The organism is Mycobacterium sp. 852002-53434_SCH5985345 (assembly GCF_001667155.1).
Lineage (GTDB): Bacteria > Actinomycetota > Actinomycetes > Mycobacteriales > Mycobacteriaceae > Mycobacterium.
The window spans coordinates 17,774-33,715 of record NZ_LZIE01000054.1 but is presented as its reverse complement, the minus strand read 5'-3'; the positions used below and the strand labels follow the sequence as shown (position 1 = coordinate 33,715).

Below are 15,942 nucleotides of genomic sequence, written 5' to 3'. Positions count from 1 at the left end.
CCTAGTTCAACCGGAGCTCGCCGGTTGCGCGCTGCTGGTCGGACTGATGCTTGAGAACCACGCCCAGGGTGGCGGCAACGACGGAGTCGTCGATGGTGTCCAGGCCCAGCGCGAGCAGCGTCCGGCCCCAGTCGATGGTCTCGGCGATGGACGGCACCTTCTTGAGTTGCATGCCGCGCAGCACGCCGATGATTCGCACCAGCTCCTCGGCGAGGTGCTGGGGCAGCTCGGGCACCCGCGACAACAGGATGCGGCGTTCCAATTCGGGACTGGGAAAGTCGATGTGCAAGAACAGGCAGCGACGCTTGAGGGCCTCCGACAGTTCGCGGGTGGCGTTGGAGGTCAGCAGCACGAACGGCGTCCGCTCGGCGGCGATCGTGCCCAGCTCGGGCACGGTCACCGCGAAGTCGGACAGCACCTCGAGCAGCAGGCCCTCGATTTCGATGTCGGCCTTATCGGTTTCGTCGATCAGCAAGACCGTGGGCTCGGTGCGCCGGATGGCGGTCAGCAGCGGACGCTGCAGCAGGAACTCCTCGCTGAACACGTCGTCCTTGGTCTGGTCCCAGTCCCCGGAGCCGGCCTGGATGCGCAGGATCTGCTTGGCGTGGTTCCACTCGTAGAGGGCGCGAGCCTCGTCCACCCCCTCGTAGCACTGCAGGCGGACCAGTCCGGAACCGGTCGCCTGGGCGACGGCGCGGGCCAGCTCGGTCTTGCCCACGCCGGCGGGGCCCTCCACCAGCAGGGGCTTGCCCAGCCGGTCGGCCAGGAACACCGCGGTCGCGGTGGCGGTGTCGGGCAGGTAACCGGTCTCGGCCAACCGTCGCGAGACGTCGTCGATGTCGGCGAACAGCGGCTTGGGCCGGGCGGGCACGCTCACTATCTCGGTTCTCCTAAAGCACTTTTCGTCGCGGTCAGGCGGGGCGGATTTGCCCGTCGCCCCACGCGATCCACTTGGTCGAGGTCAATTCCGGCAGCCCCATGGGGCCGCGCGCGTGCAATTTCTGGGTGGAGATGCCGATCTCGGCGCCGAAACCGAACTGCTCACCGTCGGTGAACGCCGTCGACGCGTTGATCATCACCGCGGCGGCGTCGACGCCGTCGCTAAACCGTTGCGCCGCAGCCATATTGCTGGTGACGATGGCCTCGGTGTGCCCGGTGCCGTACTCGTTGATGTGGGCGATCGCGGCGTCGATGCCGTCGACCACCGCGACAGCGATGTCCATCGACAGGTACTCGCGGCGCAGGTCGTCCTCCCCCGCGTCCGCCGAGAACCCGCCGTGCACGGTCACGCCGGCATCCTCCAGGGCGGCCACCAACCGGGGCAGCGCCTTCTTGGCGATGGCGGCATCGACCAACAGCGTCTCGGCGGCGTTGCAGACGCTGGGCCGACGGGTCTTGGAGTTCAGCAGGATCCGTTCCGCCACGTCCAGGTCGGCGCCCTCGTGGACGTATACGTGACAGTTGCCCACGCCGGTCTCGATGGTGGGCACCTGCGCGTCGCGGACCACCGCGTTGATCAGGCTGGCTCCCCCGCGCGGAATCACCACGTCGACCAGGCCGCGGGCCTGGATCAGGTGCGTGACCGTCGAGCGGTCGGCGGCCGAAAGCAGTTGCACCGCATCGGCGGGCAGGTCCTCGCTGACCAGCGAAGCGCGCAGCACCTGCACCAGCGCCTGATTGGACCGGGTGGCCGAAGAACTTCCGCGCAGCAACACGGCGTTGCCCGACTTGAGCGCCAGACCGAAGGCGTCGACCGTCACGTTGGGCCGGCCTTCGTAGATCATGCCGACGACGCCGAGCGGCACGCGCTGCTGCCGCAGATGCAAACCGTTGGGCAGGGTGTAGCCACGCAGCACCTCGCCGACCGGGTCAGGCAACCCGGCGACCTGACGCAGGCCGGCGGCAATTCCCTCGACACGTCTGGGGTCCAGCGCCAACCGGTCGAGCATCGCGGTCGGGGTGCCGGAGGCCTCGGCGGCGCTGAGGTCTTCGGCATTGGCCGACAGGATCAAATCGGTGTGGGCCGCTATCGCGTCGGCCGCCGACCGCAGTGCCTGGTCCTTGGCGACCGTCGGCAGCAATGCCAGGACGCGGGACGCGACCCGGGCGCGGCGGGCGGCGTTGTGGACCTCCCGGCGCAAGTCAGACTCCCGCTGTTGAGCCCCACCGCTGAGGAATGGTGCTTGCAGACTCATTGAACCAGGGTATCGGGCCTTAACCGGCCAGGTGAGGCGGCCCGGGTATTACGGCATCCGCCCCGCGCGTAACGCGCCGACTATCAAGTCGCGGTCTCCGGTGGGTCAGCGAAGTGTTTTTGCCGCCGTCGGTACCCCGATGCGGGCCGGGCTGGTCCGTTCACGGTGCGTCACCTGTCGCACCTTGGCTTGTCGCTCCTCGATGAGTCGTCCTAAGTCTTGGAGCAGCAACGGCTTACGCATCACCAGATGCTCGAGGTGCTCGCGATCGATCTGCAGTGCCGTCACCTCGTCCAGCGCATACGCGCCGGCGAGGTTGGGCTGGCGGGTCAGCGCGGTCAGGCCTAGGAACGATCCCTCGTCCAGGGTGGTGACTGGCACCACCGAGCCGTCGTCGGTCGTCGCCGTCAAGCGCACCCGGCCGGCCACCAGGAAGGTCATGCCGGGCGAGACCTGGCCGGCGGATTCGAGGATTTCGTCGGCACCGTAGCGGACGAGCTTCGCGTACGGGACGAGCGATTGCTGATCGGTATGGCTCAGCCGCAACGCCGGCGCGACGACCGTGCGCAAGGCTTTTTCCACGCGTTGTTTGGTGGAGTAGTTGTCGTCGGCACCGTCAAGATGCAGGCGCGCCCGCCGCGCCGCATACCAAACCCAGCGCAGGAAGGTCGCTTCGGTGGCTTCGGCGTCGGCGGGGGACGCCAACCGGATGGTCGTGCGGTACTGGGCGCCGCCCAAGGAGACTGCGGTGGGCAAGATTCCGGGCCTGCGGGCCGGCAACGCCGTAGCGACCCGCGTGAGCATCGCGCACACCTTGTCCGGGGAATCGCCGGGCGCGAACTTGGTTGTGATCGCGCAGTCGTACGCGCGCGACGGGCGACTGAGGTTGGTGAACGAGGTGCTGGCGAGCATCGAGTTGGGCATGATGCGGATGCCGCTGCCGGTGTCGATGTGCACGGACCGCCAGTTCACTTCGACGACACGCCCCCGCGCGGTCCCGGTGTCCAGCCACTCATCGATCCGGAACGGCTGCTCGAACAGCATGAACAACCCGGACACCACCTGGCCGACGGAGTTCTGCAGCATCAGACCGATGACCACCGAGGTGACGCCCAGCGCGGTGAACAGGCCACCGATCCGGACGCCCCAGATCATTGACAGCATCACCGCCAGGCCGACGCCGATGACTCCGAAGCGGGCGACATCGACGAAGATGGTGGGCAGCCGTTTGCGCCAGCTCTTGTCGGGCGCGCCCTCGAACACGGTGGCGTTCAGCGCGGACAACACCAGCACGAGCACCAGCAGGCCGAACAGCGTGGTCAGGATCCGCACCGAGCCGTCTTTGGCGGGCACCTGCGAAGCCTCGACGAGCAGCAGCAACAACGCACCCAGCGGCAGCAGGTAGTTACGCAGCAGGCTTACCTGCCGGGCCAACTGGCTGTGTCGGCGGACCAGCGTGCGGTGCAGCTCGGTAAGCAGGATCAAGGCCACCGGGAATCCGACCGCTACGCCGATGGCCCAGTAGAACCACGATGAGTCGAACAGGTTCATGATCGCTCCGACAACCGGTAGATCGCCTGGTCGGTTCCGCTGACCGAAATGGTGCCGGCCGGCGTGAACTGCCGCACGTCCCGCATCGCCTCGTAGACCTGGGAGGTGACGTAGATACCCGATTGGTTTGCGCCACTTTGCATCCGGTAAGCGAGGCTGACCGCGGCGCCCCACATGTCGTAGACGAGCCCCGAGCGGCCCACCAGTCCGCTGATGACGTCACCGGTGCTGATGCCCACCCGAAGGCGCAGCTGGTGGCCGGTCTGGCCGTTGAATCTATCGATGATTTGGCGCATTTCGATAGCAAAGTCGACGCTGCGGTGGATGCTGTCCAGCCGCCGCGTGACCACACCGCAGCTGGCGAGATAGCCGTTATGGAACGTGCGAATCCGCTCGACGCCCAGAGATTCGGCCGCCGAATCGAACTGCCGGAACAGTTCGTCGACGATCCCGACGAGCTCGTCGCCGGATACATCCACGGAAACCTCGTCGAGCCCGACGATTTCGGCGAAGATGACGGCCACGCCCTGGTGTTCCAGCGCGATGGTCTCCTGACCCTCGCGATATCGCTGAACGACGGACTCGGGCATCAGCGCCAGCAACAGGCGGTCGTTCTCCCGGCGCTGTTCGTTGAGAAGTTCCTCCTTGATTGCCAGGCTGCGACTCATTTCGTTGAAAGCAGCGGTCAGGTCGCCGATCTCGTCGCGGGTGGTGACCGGGATGTCGACCTCGTAGTTGCCGGAGCTGATCTTCTGCGTGCCGGCCTGCAGCCGACGGATCGGCCGCAACATCAGTTGGGCCAGCACCATCGACGCCACGCAGATGGCGAAGATCATGATCGCCACCGCCAGCACTACCGTCCTGCTGAACCTGCCCAGGCGCGCGAAAGCGTCGGAGTTGTCCCGTGTCGCCAGGATCGACCAGTGCAGATCGGAGTTCGGCACGCTCAGCGGCGCGTAGGCTTCCAGCTCCCTGTTGCCCATATAGTCGGTGGCGCTGATGACTCCGGTCTGTCCACGTTGGGCGGCGCGAAGGCCCGCGGTGGGGACCGGCTGGACCAGGGTCGTGCCACCCAGCCGGATCGCTTCGTCGACCACGTCGGGCGGCGTGCCCGATGCCACCGCCTCGCGCCGGTATTCGGCCGGATCCTCCAGGAAAAGCCTCGAGTCGGAACGCATCAGGTTGTCGGCTCCGGCGAGGTAAGTCTCGGTCGACGGGCCCATTCCCGCGGCATCCCAGTGTTTGTCGGCGGTCATGATCCTGTTGATCTTCGAGATCGGCAGTGGCAGGGCCATGACGCCGTTGAATTTCCCGTTCATTCCCACCAGCGACACCGCCCACGCCGTGGGGGTGTCGAGTTCCGGCTGGTACGGCTGGAAGTCGGTGATCCAGACGAAGCTGAGATCGTTGGAGCGCAAGGCCTTTTGGTACGCATCGCGCAACTTGGATTCCCGGTAAGGCCCGGTCAGAATGTTGGTGCCCAAGTCCGGGCCCTTATTCACCGAATAGACGACGTTGCCCTGCATGTCCAGCAACAGCGCATCGGGGTATTCGAAGCGGCTGACGATCTCGCGCATGTAGAAGCCGTAGCGAGCGTTGGCCGCCGACCACGCACTGCCATCGCCGGCGTCGTCGACCTTCCTCGCCTCGGAGATCGAACGGTAGGGCGCGGTGTAGTAGGCCTGAAGGTACTTCTGCGCGTTGGAACTCGGGAGGATGGCGTTGCGATCGAGATCTTCACCCGTGATCCGTTTGATCGGCTTGATCATGTTGTCGTCGTAGTAGTTGACGATCGCCTGCTGCTGGGCCGGGTTGATCGTCGCATTGGACAACTGGGCGAATCCATCGGTGAACGCCGTCATCGCCTCGACGATGCTGAAGCCGCCGCTGTAGACGATCAGGGAGTTGGTCACCTCTCTGAAGAGCGACTGCACCTGGCGCGCCTGGGACTCGCGCAGTTCGGTGAGTCGCTCGGATTCGACTTGGCGCAGGGCGTTGCGGCCCGACGACGCCCCGATGAACCCGATCACCCCGATCGACAGGATGCTGGAGAGCAGCAACATCAGCAGCAGCTTGGATTGCAGGCCGATTCGGAAACGCCGACGGCGACGGAACTTATGGCGCTTGCGGGCCGGGCCTTGCTCTGTCACAGGCATTTCGGCCGGAGCCTGCCCCGCGGCATGTTCCGGTGTGGTGTTGGAAGCCGGCTCAGCGTCTCTTAGCTCGCTCGATGTCACTCGACTTCGCCCTTCCTCGGACACGCAGCATCGCTCACGCAGCACACTAGCGCGCGTGTCTGCAGATATGGGCGATTGCGCCAAAGCATTCGACGCCGACGCCGCCCAACCCTTCATTCAGCTAACGGAGCCCACTTATTCTTGGCGTTATGAGCGATGGGTGCGCGGAGGGTTGCGGTTGCGGGACGACCGAAGTGACGACCATCCGTCGCCCGGAGCGTGACGCCGAATGGGTTCGGGCTGCGCGCGTGGCGCGATGGCTCGCGTGGGCGAGCCTGGCGTGGATGTGCGCGGAGGGCGGGCTCGGCCTGTGGCAAGGGTTCACCGCCGGATCCGTCTCCCTGATCGGCTGGGCGCTGGGTAGCGCGGTCGAGGGCTTGGCGAGCGTGATCGTCGTGTGGCGGTTCACGGGTGCACGCACGCTGTCGGAGACCTCGGAGCGCCGGGCGCAACGTGGGGTGGCCGTCTCGTTCTGGCTCGTCGCGCCCTACGTCGCCTTCGAATCGGTCCGTAGCCTGCTCGCCGGGGCCCGCCCCGAAACGACATGGATCGGGATGGCGTTGACCGCCGCGGCGCTAATCCTGATGCCGCTTCTCGGCCGGGCCAAGCAGAGGCTCGGCAGGCGTCTGGACTCGCGGGCCACGGCCGGGGAGGGCACACAGAACTATCTTTGCGCTGCGCAATCAGCGGCGGTCCTTCTCACGCTGGCCGTCATCGCCGTGTGGCCGGGCGGCTGGTGGCTGGACCCGGCGGTCGGACTCGCCATCGCCGGCTTTGCGGTCCGGGAGGGCTTCGCGGCGTGGCGTGGCGAGGAATGCGCATGCTGACCCAGGCGCCAAAACCACGTCACGGCACACTGTTTGGCTCTTGGAATCGGCTAACGTCAACGTAATGGCACGGGTCTGTGTGGTCGGCAGCGTGAACATGGACCTGTCGCTGCGCGTCGATGCCCTCCCCTCTCCCGGCGAGACGGTGCTGGCGTCGTCGCTGACCTACGCGCCCGGCGGCAAGGGCGGTAACCAGGCGGTGGCGGCGGCGCGCGCCGGCGCACGGGTTCAATTCGTCGGCGCGATCGGTGATGACCCGGCCGCCGGCCAATTGCGCGCCCACCTGCTGGACAACGGCGTGCGCCTGGACGCCACCGCCGAAACGCCCGGGCCGAGCGGCACGGCGATCGTCGTCGTCGACGCCCACGCCGAGAACACCATCGTGGTCGCGCCGGGCGCCAACGGCCGGCTGGCGCTGGATGCCGCGGCCGTGCGAAGCGTCATCGCCGGCTGCGACGTGTTATTGACGCAGTTGGAAATTCCGGTGCAGGCGGCGGTGGCCGCTGCGCAACAGGCCCGTTCGGCCGGGGCGGTCGTCATCGTCAATGCCTCGCCGGCCGGCCGGGACCAGGACCCGCTGGCCGACCTGGCGGCCGCGGCCGACGTGGTGATCGCCAACGAAGCCGAGGCCGACGAATGGCCTTGGCGCCCAACACACTTGGTGACCACGCTGGGCGCGCGCGGCGCCCGGTACGTCGGTGTCGACGGCGAATTCCTGGTGCCCGCTCCCCCGGTGGCCGCGGTGGACACCACTGGGGCCGGCGACGTGTTCGCCGGAGTGCTGGCCGGCAGCTGGCCGCCGCATCCCGGTTCGTCTGCCCAGCGGCTGAGCGCATTGCGGCGCGCCTGCGCCGCCGGCGCACTGGCGACGCTGGTGCCGGGCGCCGGCAACTGCGCACCGGATGCCGAAGCGATCGACGCGGCGCTGCACGACGCCCGTTAGCCGGTGTCCCCGCCGACGTCGTGGGCGATTCTCAGGCCGTCGCCGGTCTCCATCTCCTCCGCCGTCTGGCTGAGCAGGACACGGCTGCGGCTCGGCGACAACACGGTCGACACGTAGTGATGCGGCGCCTCGGCCACGAACGATAGGCGGTTGACGCGCAGCAGCGCGGCGCCGATGGCCGTGCCGAGCAGGTGCGCGTGGCGCGGTCCGGCGATCTCGGCCGTGATCTCGTGCAGCACGCGGTCCACGACGACGCCCCCGTCCGATACCAGCTCGTAAAGCGGTCTGCGCCGCAGTTCCCGCTCGGTCAGCACGTCGGACCATTCCGGCGGCAGCCAGGCTTCGGTCACCATCAACGGCTCATCGGTTCGGCGTTGGCGCCGCACCCGCACTATCTGCAGCAACTCGCCGGGAGCTTCCAGCGCCTCACCGATGGCCCTCGGGGGACGGCGCTTCCCCAGCTCGACGACATCGACCTTGGTTTCGAATTGCGTCTGTCGCAGCCCCTGCATGAAGGAACGCCCCGCCGCCAAAACGCCCGAGACATCCGCTGGGCCGTGCGGCCGCACGAACGACCCGACGCCGTGCCTGCGCTCGATGTATCCCTGCTCGGCCAGGTCCCCCAGCGCCCGGCGCACGGTGATGCGCGATACGCCGAACTGGTCGCACAGGGTCTGCTCGGTGGGCAACGCGTCGCCAGGGGCGATGACGCCACGGTCGATCTCGTCGTGCAGCACCAAGAACAGCTGCCGGTGCAGCGGTACCCCGGCCGCCGCCGATACCGGCCCACCTTTGCCCTGCTGCACGGTCGTCAATGCTTCCACACGGCCTCCCTTGCGTACTCCGATCAGTTGTTATATGTATATAACAACTGATCCAGAACGCAGGGAGGCCCGATGAACGCCCCGGCCGCCACCGACCCGGACGGGCCGACCGGGCGACTTGCCACCTGGGTCGCCGGTCTCACGCTCGACACCGTCCCGCGTCCCGTCCTCGACCGTGCGAAACACCTGCTCCTGGACGGGATCGGCTGCGCGCTCGTCGGGGCGCAACTGCCGTGGTCACGCATCGCGACCGACGCCGTCCTCGCGCTCGAAAGTCCCGGCGACACCGTCGCCATCGGCACCGGACGCACCACCGGGGCGCCCGCGGCGGCGATCCTCAACGGCACCTTCATCCAGGGCTTCGAGCTCGACGACTTTCACCCCCTTGCCCCGCTGCACAGCTGCTCGCTGCTGATTCCCGCGCTGCTCTCGACGGCGTCCACGCGGCCGCACCGTTCGACCGGTGCCGACCTCCTGCTGGCCGCGATCGCCGGCTTCGAGGTGGGTCCGCGCGTCGGCTACACGCTGCACGGCACTCAGATGCTCGACCGCGGCTGGCACTCGGGCTCGGTTTTCGGCACCCACGCCGCGGCAATGGCGTCGGGAAAGTTACGCGGGCTGCCGCCGGCGCAATTGGAGGACGCCCTCGGGCTGGCCGGCACGCAGTCGGCGGGTCTGATGGCCGCGCAGTACGAGGCCATGAGCAAGCGCATGCACCACGGCTTCGCGGCGCGCAACGGCTTCTACGCGGCGGGACTGGCGGCGGCCGGTTACACCGGCATCAAGCGGGTGTTCGAGCGCGAATACGGCGGGTTTCTCAGCGTTTTCGGCGAGGGGCACGATCCCGACGCCGCGCCGCTGACCGGCGAACTCGGCCAACGCTGGGAGACCACCATCATCATGGTCAAGTCCTACGCCGCGATGGGTGGGGTGCACGCAGCGATCGACGCCGCCAGGCTGGTGCGTGAATCCGTTGCGCCCGAGGATATTTCGAAAATCGACATCACCGTGGGCGAGACCATCTACAAGCACGGCTGGTGGCAGCCGGACAGACCGCTGACCCCGATCGGCGCCCAGATGAACATCGGCTATGTGACCGCCGCGGCGCTGCTCGACGGCAACGTGCTGCCCGAGCAGTTCACCCCCGCCCGCCTCGATTCGGACGACATCTGGTCGCTCATCGCGGCGACGACGGTGCACCTGGACGAATCGCTCACCCACGCCGATTTCACCAAGAAATTCCGCACCGATGTCGCGGTCACCACCCGTGACGGTGCGGTCCACCGCGCCCGTGTGGCCTTGCCGCATGGCGCGCCCACCGACCCCGTCGCCAACGACGAACTCGTCGACAAGTTCCACTCGCTCGCCGACCGGGTCACCAGCCGGTCGCGCGCCGAAGCGATCGAGCGGGCGGTGGTCAATCTCGACGACCTCGACGACATCGACCAACTGACGGATCTGCTCGCGGCCCCGGTCGCGGGCGCGCTGGACTGAAAGGAAACTCATGGCCACTACCCCGGCCCGACAACGGCTGAAGGACATGCTCAGCACCCGGGAACTCATCGTCGCGCCAGGCGTTTTCGACGGCATCTCCGCACACCTGACGAAACGCACCGGCCACACCGCGGCGTACATGACCGGCGCCGGCGTGGCAGCCTCCGGCTTCGGCCTACCCGACATCGGGCTGGTCACCGCAACCGAGATGGCCGGCCGGGTCGCGATGATCACCGACGCGCTGGGTGACGTCCCCCTGATCGCCGACGCCGACACCGGCTACGGCGCGCCCATGAACGTGGTGCGCACCGTTCGCTCCTACGACGCGGCGGGGGTGGCCGCGATTCAGTTGGAGGACCAGGTCTTTCCGAAGCGTTGCGGCCACCTGCCCGACAAACAGGTGGTCGACACTGCGGTGTTCCAGCAGACTCTGGCCGCGGCGCTGGACACCCGCTCCGATGACAACCTGTTGGTGGTGGCCCGCACCGACGCGCGGGCGCCCCTCGGCCTGGACGCCGCCATCGAGCGCGCCAACCGGTACGCGCAGGCGGGTGCCGACATCATCTTCGTCGAGGCGCCGCAGGACGCCGGCGAGGTGGAGCGCATCGCGCGCGAAGTGGACGCACCCCTGCTGATCAACCTGGTGCTCGGTGGCCTGACACCGCTGCAGTCGGCCTCGCGGCTGCAGGAGTTGGGCTACGCCATCGCGATCCATCCGAGCAACCTCTTGATGCAGGCGACTTTCGGTATGTTGCAGAGCCTTTGCGAATTGAACGGCACCGACATCGCCGGCCACCTTCCCAGCACACCCGCCGATTTCTTCAACATGGTCGGAATGGCCGACTGGCTGGAACGCGACGCCCGCTACGCGCGTAAGGACCCCTCATGGGCATGACGATCATCGAGAAGATCTTCGCCCGCAAAGCCGGTCTGGATGCGGTGTCCGCGGGTGACACCGTCGTGGTCGACGTCGATATGACCGTGCTAATCGATTTGCAGTTCGCCACGATGTGGATTACGCCCAACCGGATCCACGACCCCGACAAGCTGGCGGTCGTCATGGACCACGCCGTTCCCGCACCGACAATAAAAGACGCCGCGGGCGGTCCGCGGGCCCGCGAATTCGTCGCCGATTTCGGCGTCGAACGGTTCTATGACGTCGGCCGGCACGGCATCTGCCACCAGGTGATCGCCGAGAACGGACTGGCGCGGCCCGGAGAAATCTTGGCCTGCACCGACTCTCACACCTGCGCGGCGGGCGCCTACAACACCGCCGCGCGGGGCCTCGGGCCCGCGGAGATCTATTCGATCATGTGCACCGGCACGACATGGTTTCAGGTCGCGCCCACAATCCGCTACGAGCTCGAGGGCGCCAAGCCCGAGACCGTCAGCGGAAAAGACATCTTCTTGCATATCGCCAACGAGTACGGCGATGCCCCGAACCGCAACCTGGAATTCGGCGGCACCGGCCTGGCCGGCATCCCGATGCATGACCGGCGGACCGTCGCGACCCAGTGCGCCGAGGTTTCCGCCGACTTCGCGACGTTCGAGCCCGACGACGTATTGACGTCGTTTCTCGACGACCGTGGTGTCACCGAATACGGTGCCGTCACACCGGATTCCGATGCCGCATACCAAGAGATCCGCCGTGTCGATCTGACGACACTGGAGCCCTACGTGGCGCGACCGGGAACGGTCAGCCGCAACGGGCTGCCCGTCTCCCAGCTGGACCGCCGCAAGGTCGACCAGGCCTTCATCGGCTCGTGCGCGAACGGACAGCTCGAAGACCTCGCTATCGCCGCACGGGTGATGCGCGGCAAGTCCGTCGCACCCGGTGTGCGCCTGTTGGTCACGCCCGCCTCCCAGGCGGTGTACCGGGAGGCCATGCGGCTGGGGTACTTGCAGGACCTGGCGGACGCGGGTGCGGTCATCACGAACTCCACCTGCGGCGCCTGTTTCGGCTACCACATGGGTGTGGTCGGTCCCGGAGAGGTATGCATCACCTCGAGCACCCGCAACTTCACCGGGCGCATGGGCAGCACCGAGGCCGAGATCTTCATGGCATCACCGGCCACCGTCGCCGCGTCGGCGATCACCGGCTACATCACCGACCCGAGGAGTGTGACGGCATGACCGTGGAGTTTCGGGGCAAGCTCTGGCTGTTCGGAGACAACCTCAACACCGACGCCATGTATCCGGCCTTCGCGATGAAGATGGATCCGTCCGAAGCCGCCAGGCACATTTTCTACGAGGTTCGTCCGGGTTGGACCGACCAGGTGTCCCCGGGTGACATCGTGGTGGCGGGCAGGAACTTCGGGCTCGGATCCTCACGGCCGGTGGCGGCCCTCTTCGTCGAACTCGGCGTCGCGGGACTGGTCGCCGAGGAATTCAACTCCTTGTTCTTTCGCAATGCCGTCAACGCCGGCCTCCCGGCCATGACCGTGCCCGACGCCACCAGCGTTTTCCACGAAGGCGACACGGCCACCTTCGACCTGACCGGCGGCACCTGGCGCAACGACACCACGGGTGCATCCGGACGCGTCCCCAGACTCCCCGGGCTCATCCTCGACATCATCGAAAGCGGCGGCGTACTGCCCCGGTTGGTGGAGCAGGGTTATCTTCCCAGCGAACTGGGTGATCTCCTGCGGTCGCCCACTGTTGCGATCCGCAGCGCGGGCAGCGGCGCATGACGGCGCTGCCGGGCCGGCTGCTGCGCGGCGTCCGCGCCGGCGCGCACCGAAGTCCCCTTGCCGGGCCGGCGTTCGATGCGCCCGCCTCCATCAGCCTCAGCAGCGCCGCGTTCACCGATGGCGGCGGCATGCCGGCCTCCAGCGCCGGCAAGGGCGTCGGGGACAATGTGTCGCCGCCGTTGCGGTGGAGCGCGCCGCCGCCGGGGACCCGGCAGCTGGTGCTCATCATCGACGACGTCGACGTGCCGCTGCCCCGCCCGCTGCTGCACACCGCCGCGGTGATCGAGCCGACGCTGGAGGGCCTCGATGCCGGCGGGTTGCAGCCCGACGCGGCAGGCCTGCGGTGCCTGCGAGCCGATCTGGGCCATCGCGGGTACGCCGGGCCGCGCCCGATCCCCGGCCACGGGCCGCACCACTACCGATTCCATGTGTTCGCGATCGACCAGCGGGTGCCGGACGGCATCGCCACGGCCAAGGCGCTGCTGGCCGCGATCCGTGGGCACGTGCTGGCCCGCGGCGTGCTGACCGCAACCTACGAACGCTGAGCGCGCGGGTCGACGCGACCCGCCTGACCTGCGGTTGGCAGTGGTTGGCAGCGTCTGGTGTCGATCTGGCAGTGGTTTGCGGGCAGCGTCAGTGGCGATCGTTGTCAGCCATCGACGAAAGGAACATCAATGTCCGCCACCACCATTGACCGCACGGGCACCCGGGACGGCCTGCTTCGCCTCGCCATGCGCGCCGACGCCGCCATCAGCGGCCTGGTCGGCCTGGCCGGTATCCCGCTGGTCGGCCGGCTCGCCGAGCTTTCGGGCACCACGAAGGCGTTCGAATACACCATGGCCGCGTTCTTGATCGGCTACGGCGTGCTCGTGTTCGGGCTCGCCAGCATGCGATCGGTGCTGCGCGCCGGTATGGGCGTCATCATCGCCAATGTGGCCTACACGGTGGCCGCCGTAGTTCTGGTGCTCGCGGATGTCTTCCCGCTGACCTCGGCCGGCATCGCGTTGAATCTGGCGGCGGGCGCCTACACGCTGGTGTTCGCGGAGTTGCAGTACCAGGGCTGGCGCCGCGCGCGGGCGTGAGCGGACGCTCGGGGCCGGTCCGATGATCCCGGGCGGGCCCCGAGCGGTCTACTCCTCGGGTATTTGCCGTTCGATCTCGTCGAGCCAGATGCGCGCGGACATGTCCGACGGGGCACGCCAATCACCGCGCGGTGACAGCGCACCACCGTGCGACACCTTGGGGCCGTTGGGCAATGCCGAGCGCTTGAACTGGCTGAACGAGTAGAACCGCTGCACGAAGATTCCGAGCCAATGCCGAATTTCCTTGAGCGAGTAGACCGGTCGCTTGTCGGCGGGGAATCCCGGCGGCCAGTTCCCCCGCTCGGGGTCGCTCCACGCGTGCCATGCCAGGAACGCGATCTTCGACGGCCGGAACCCGTAGCGCAGCACGTGGAATAGCGAGAAATCCTGCAGGGCATACGGTCCGACCTTGTCCTCGCTGCTCTGCAGCTCTTCCTCTTCGCCTTTCGGTACGAGCTCCGGGGAGATCTCGGTGTCCAGCACCGACTCCAGCACGTCGGTGACGTCGGACTCGAACTGGCCGGACGAGATGACCCACCGGATCAGGTGCTGGATGAGCGTCTTGGGGACACCGCCATTGACGTTGTAGTGCGACATCTGGTCGCCCACCCCGTAGGTCGACCAGCCCAGCCCGATTTCGGAGAGGTCGCCGGTGCCGAGCACGATGCCGCCGCGCTGGTTGGCCAGCCGGAACAGGTAGTCGGTGCGCAGGCCCGCCTGCACGTTCTCGAAGGTGACGTCGTAAACCTTCTCCCCGCGCCCGAACGGATGGTCGATCTCCTTGAACATCACCATTGCGGTCTCGGTGATGTCGATTTCGGAGAAGGTGACCCCGAGTGCCCGGCACAGCTCGATCGCGTTGCGCTTGGTGCGATCGCCCGTCGCGAACCCGGGCAGCGTGAACGCCAAAATGTCGCTGCGCGGCCGTTCCTCGCGGTCCATCGCCCGTGCGGCGACGATCAACGCGTGCGTCGAGTCCAGGCCACCGGAAATCCCGATGACGATCTTCGGATAGTTCAGCGCGCGCAGCCGCTGCTCCAGCCCGGACACCTGGATGTTGTAGGCCTCGTAGCAATCCTGTTCCAGGCGTTGCGGATCGGCGGGAACGAAGGGGAAACGCTCGATGTCGCGGTGCAATCCGATATCGCCGTCGGGCGGGTCCAGCCGGAAGTCGATGCGCCGGAACGAGTCGGCCGACCCGCGGTGGTGGCGCCGGTTGTCGTCGAATGTCCCCATGCGCAGCCGTTCCGAACGCAGCAGGTCGATGTCGACGTCGGCGACGCTGCGTCGCTCCCCTTTCGGGAAGCGCTCCGATGAGGCCAGCAGCTCACCGTTCTCCCACACCATGGTCTGACCGTCCCAGGCCAGATCGGTGGTCGACTCGCCCTCGCCCGCGGCGGCGTACACATAGGCGGCCAAGCACCGCGCCGACGCCGAACGGGCCAACAGGCAGCGGTCCTCTGCGCGGCCGATTGTGATCGGGCTGCCGGACAGGTTCGCCAGCACCGTCGCGCCCGCCAGCGCCGCTTCCGCGCTGGGCGGAATCGGCACGAACATGTCCTCGCAGATTTCCACGTGCAGCACGAAATCGGACACATCGGACGAGGCGAACAGCAGGTCCGGGCCGAAGGGAACGTCGGCGTCACAGATCCGGATGGTGCCGCGCTCGTCATCTCCAGCCGCGAGCTGGCGGCGCTCGTAGAACTCCCGGTAGGTGGGCAGGTACGACTTCGGCACCACCCCGAGCACCGTGCCCCGATGGATGACCACCGCGGTGTTGTAGATGCGCTGGCGGTACCGCAGTGGGGCACCGACAACAAGAACCGGCAGCAGATCGGTCGAGGACCCGACGATGCTCTCGATGGCGGCCGCGACGTCGTCGAGCAACAGGTCCTGCATCACGATGTCCTCGATGGAGTACCCGGACAACGTCAGCTCCGGGAACACCGCCAGCGCGACGCCGTCGTCGTGACAAGCCTGCGCCAACCGCAACACCGACTCCGCGTTGGCCGCCGGATCGCCGAGCGTGGTGTGATGCGTGCACGCGGCGACCCGGACAAAGCCCTGGCTGTAAGCGTTGTAAAAGTCCATCGCCCTTC

Annotated in this window: 14 protein-coding genes; 8 read left to right on the top strand and 6 right to left on the bottom strand. The window is 67.5% G+C overall.

What is annotated here, in order from left to right:
• Position 1 precedes the first annotated feature (1 nt).
• The 4 genes from A5756_RS12865 to A5756_RS12850 form a co-directional block, all read right to left on the bottom strand.
• Positions 2 to 877: a MoxR family ATPase gene (locus A5756_RS12865; protein WP_066952758.1), complete on the bottom strand. Its 876-nt coding sequence runs from the start codon at positions 875 to 877 to the stop codon at positions 2 to 4.
• A gap of 34 nt (positions 878 to 911) precedes the next feature.
• Entirely contained in the window at positions 912 to 2,195 is a 1,284-nt protein-coding gene (locus A5756_RS12860; RefSeq protein WP_066952756.1) for a glutamate-5-semialdehyde dehydrogenase, read from the bottom strand.
• A gap of 105 nt (positions 2,196 to 2,300) precedes the next feature.
• Entirely contained in the window at positions 2,301 to 3,746 is a 1,446-nt protein-coding gene (locus A5756_RS12855) for a mechanosensitive ion channel domain-containing protein (protein ID WP_066952754.1), read from the bottom strand.
• The gene (locus A5756_RS12850) at positions 3,743 to 5,902 is read right to left on the bottom strand and encodes an adenylate/guanylate cyclase domain-containing protein (RefSeq protein ID WP_066952752.1); all 2,160 of its coding nucleotides are present in this window, start codon (positions 5,900 to 5,902) and stop codon (positions 3,743 to 3,745) included. Before A5756_RS12850 ends, A5756_RS12855 begins: the two co-directional genes overlap by 4 nt.
• A 230-nt stretch (positions 5,903 to 6,132) precedes the next feature.
• On the opposite strand from A5756_RS12850, the gene A5756_RS12845 reads away from it, so the two are divergent.
• Together A5756_RS12845 and A5756_RS12840 are read left to right on the top strand one after the other, a co-directional pair.
• The gene (locus A5756_RS12845; protein ID WP_082960024.1) at positions 6,133 to 6,810 is read left to right on the top strand and encodes a cation transporter; all 678 of its coding nucleotides are present in this window, start codon (positions 6,133 to 6,135) and stop codon (positions 6,808 to 6,810) included.
• Positions 6,811 to 6,874: 64 nt separating this feature from the next.
• Positions 6,875 to 7,753: a ribokinase gene (locus tag A5756_RS12840; RefSeq protein WP_066952748.1), complete on the top strand. Its 879-nt coding sequence runs from the start codon at positions 6,875 to 6,877 to the stop codon at positions 7,751 to 7,753.
• On the opposite strand, the gene A5756_RS12835 is transcribed toward A5756_RS12840, so the two are convergent.
• The gene (locus A5756_RS12835; protein ID WP_369828637.1) at positions 7,750 to 8,568 is read right to left on the bottom strand and encodes a GntR family transcriptional regulator; all 819 of its coding nucleotides are present in this window, start codon (positions 8,566 to 8,568) and stop codon (positions 7,750 to 7,752) included. The two genes, A5756_RS12840 and A5756_RS12835, sit on opposite strands and share 4 nt — an antisense overlap.
• 81 nt (positions 8,569 to 8,649) lie before the next feature.
• On the opposite strand from A5756_RS12835, the gene A5756_RS12830 reads away from it, so the two are divergent.
• The 6 genes from A5756_RS12830 (at position 8,650) to A5756_RS12805 (ending at position 13,843) form a co-directional block, all read left to right on the top strand.
• The gene (locus tag A5756_RS12830; protein WP_066952745.1) at positions 8,650 to 10,071 is read left to right on the top strand and encodes an MmgE/PrpD family protein; all 1,422 of its coding nucleotides are present in this window, start codon (positions 8,650 to 8,652) and stop codon (positions 10,069 to 10,071) included.
• Between the two features lie 10 nt (positions 10,072 to 10,081).
• Entirely contained in the window at positions 10,082 to 10,966 is an 885-nt protein-coding gene (locus A5756_RS12825; RefSeq protein WP_066952743.1) for an oxaloacetate decarboxylase, read from the top strand.
• Positions 10,957 to 12,204, top strand: coding sequence for an aconitase/3-isopropylmalate dehydratase large subunit family protein (locus A5756_RS12820; RefSeq protein ID WP_066952742.1), 1,248 nt, complete (start codon positions 10,957 to 10,959; stop codon positions 12,202 to 12,204). The genes A5756_RS12825 and A5756_RS12820 overlap by 10 nt, the downstream gene beginning before the upstream one ends.
• Complete coding sequence (locus A5756_RS12815; protein ID WP_066952739.1) at positions 12,201 to 12,761, top strand: 3-isopropylmalate dehydratase; 561 nt, start codon at positions 12,201 to 12,203, stop codon at positions 12,759 to 12,761. Before A5756_RS12820 ends, A5756_RS12815 begins: the two co-directional genes overlap by 4 nt.
• Positions 12,758 to 13,306 (top strand): YbhB/YbcL family Raf kinase inhibitor-like protein, encoded by a 549-nt coding sequence (locus A5756_RS12810; protein WP_066952737.1) that lies wholly within the window; start codon positions 12,758 to 12,760, stop codon positions 13,304 to 13,306. The genes A5756_RS12815 and A5756_RS12810 overlap by 4 nt, the downstream gene beginning before the upstream one ends.
• 129 nt (positions 13,307 to 13,435) lie before the next feature.
• Positions 13,436 to 13,843: a hypothetical protein gene (locus A5756_RS12805; protein WP_066952735.1), complete on the top strand. Its 408-nt coding sequence runs from the start codon at positions 13,436 to 13,438 to the stop codon at positions 13,841 to 13,843.
• Between the two features lie 48 nt (positions 13,844 to 13,891).
• Here the strand turns inward: A5756_RS12805 and A5756_RS12800 are convergent, their stop codons facing one another.
• Entirely contained in the window at positions 13,892 to 15,934 is a 2,043-nt protein-coding gene (locus A5756_RS12800; RefSeq protein WP_066952733.1) for an NAD(+) synthase, read from the bottom strand.
• Positions 15,935 to 15,942 lie beyond the last annotated feature (8 nt).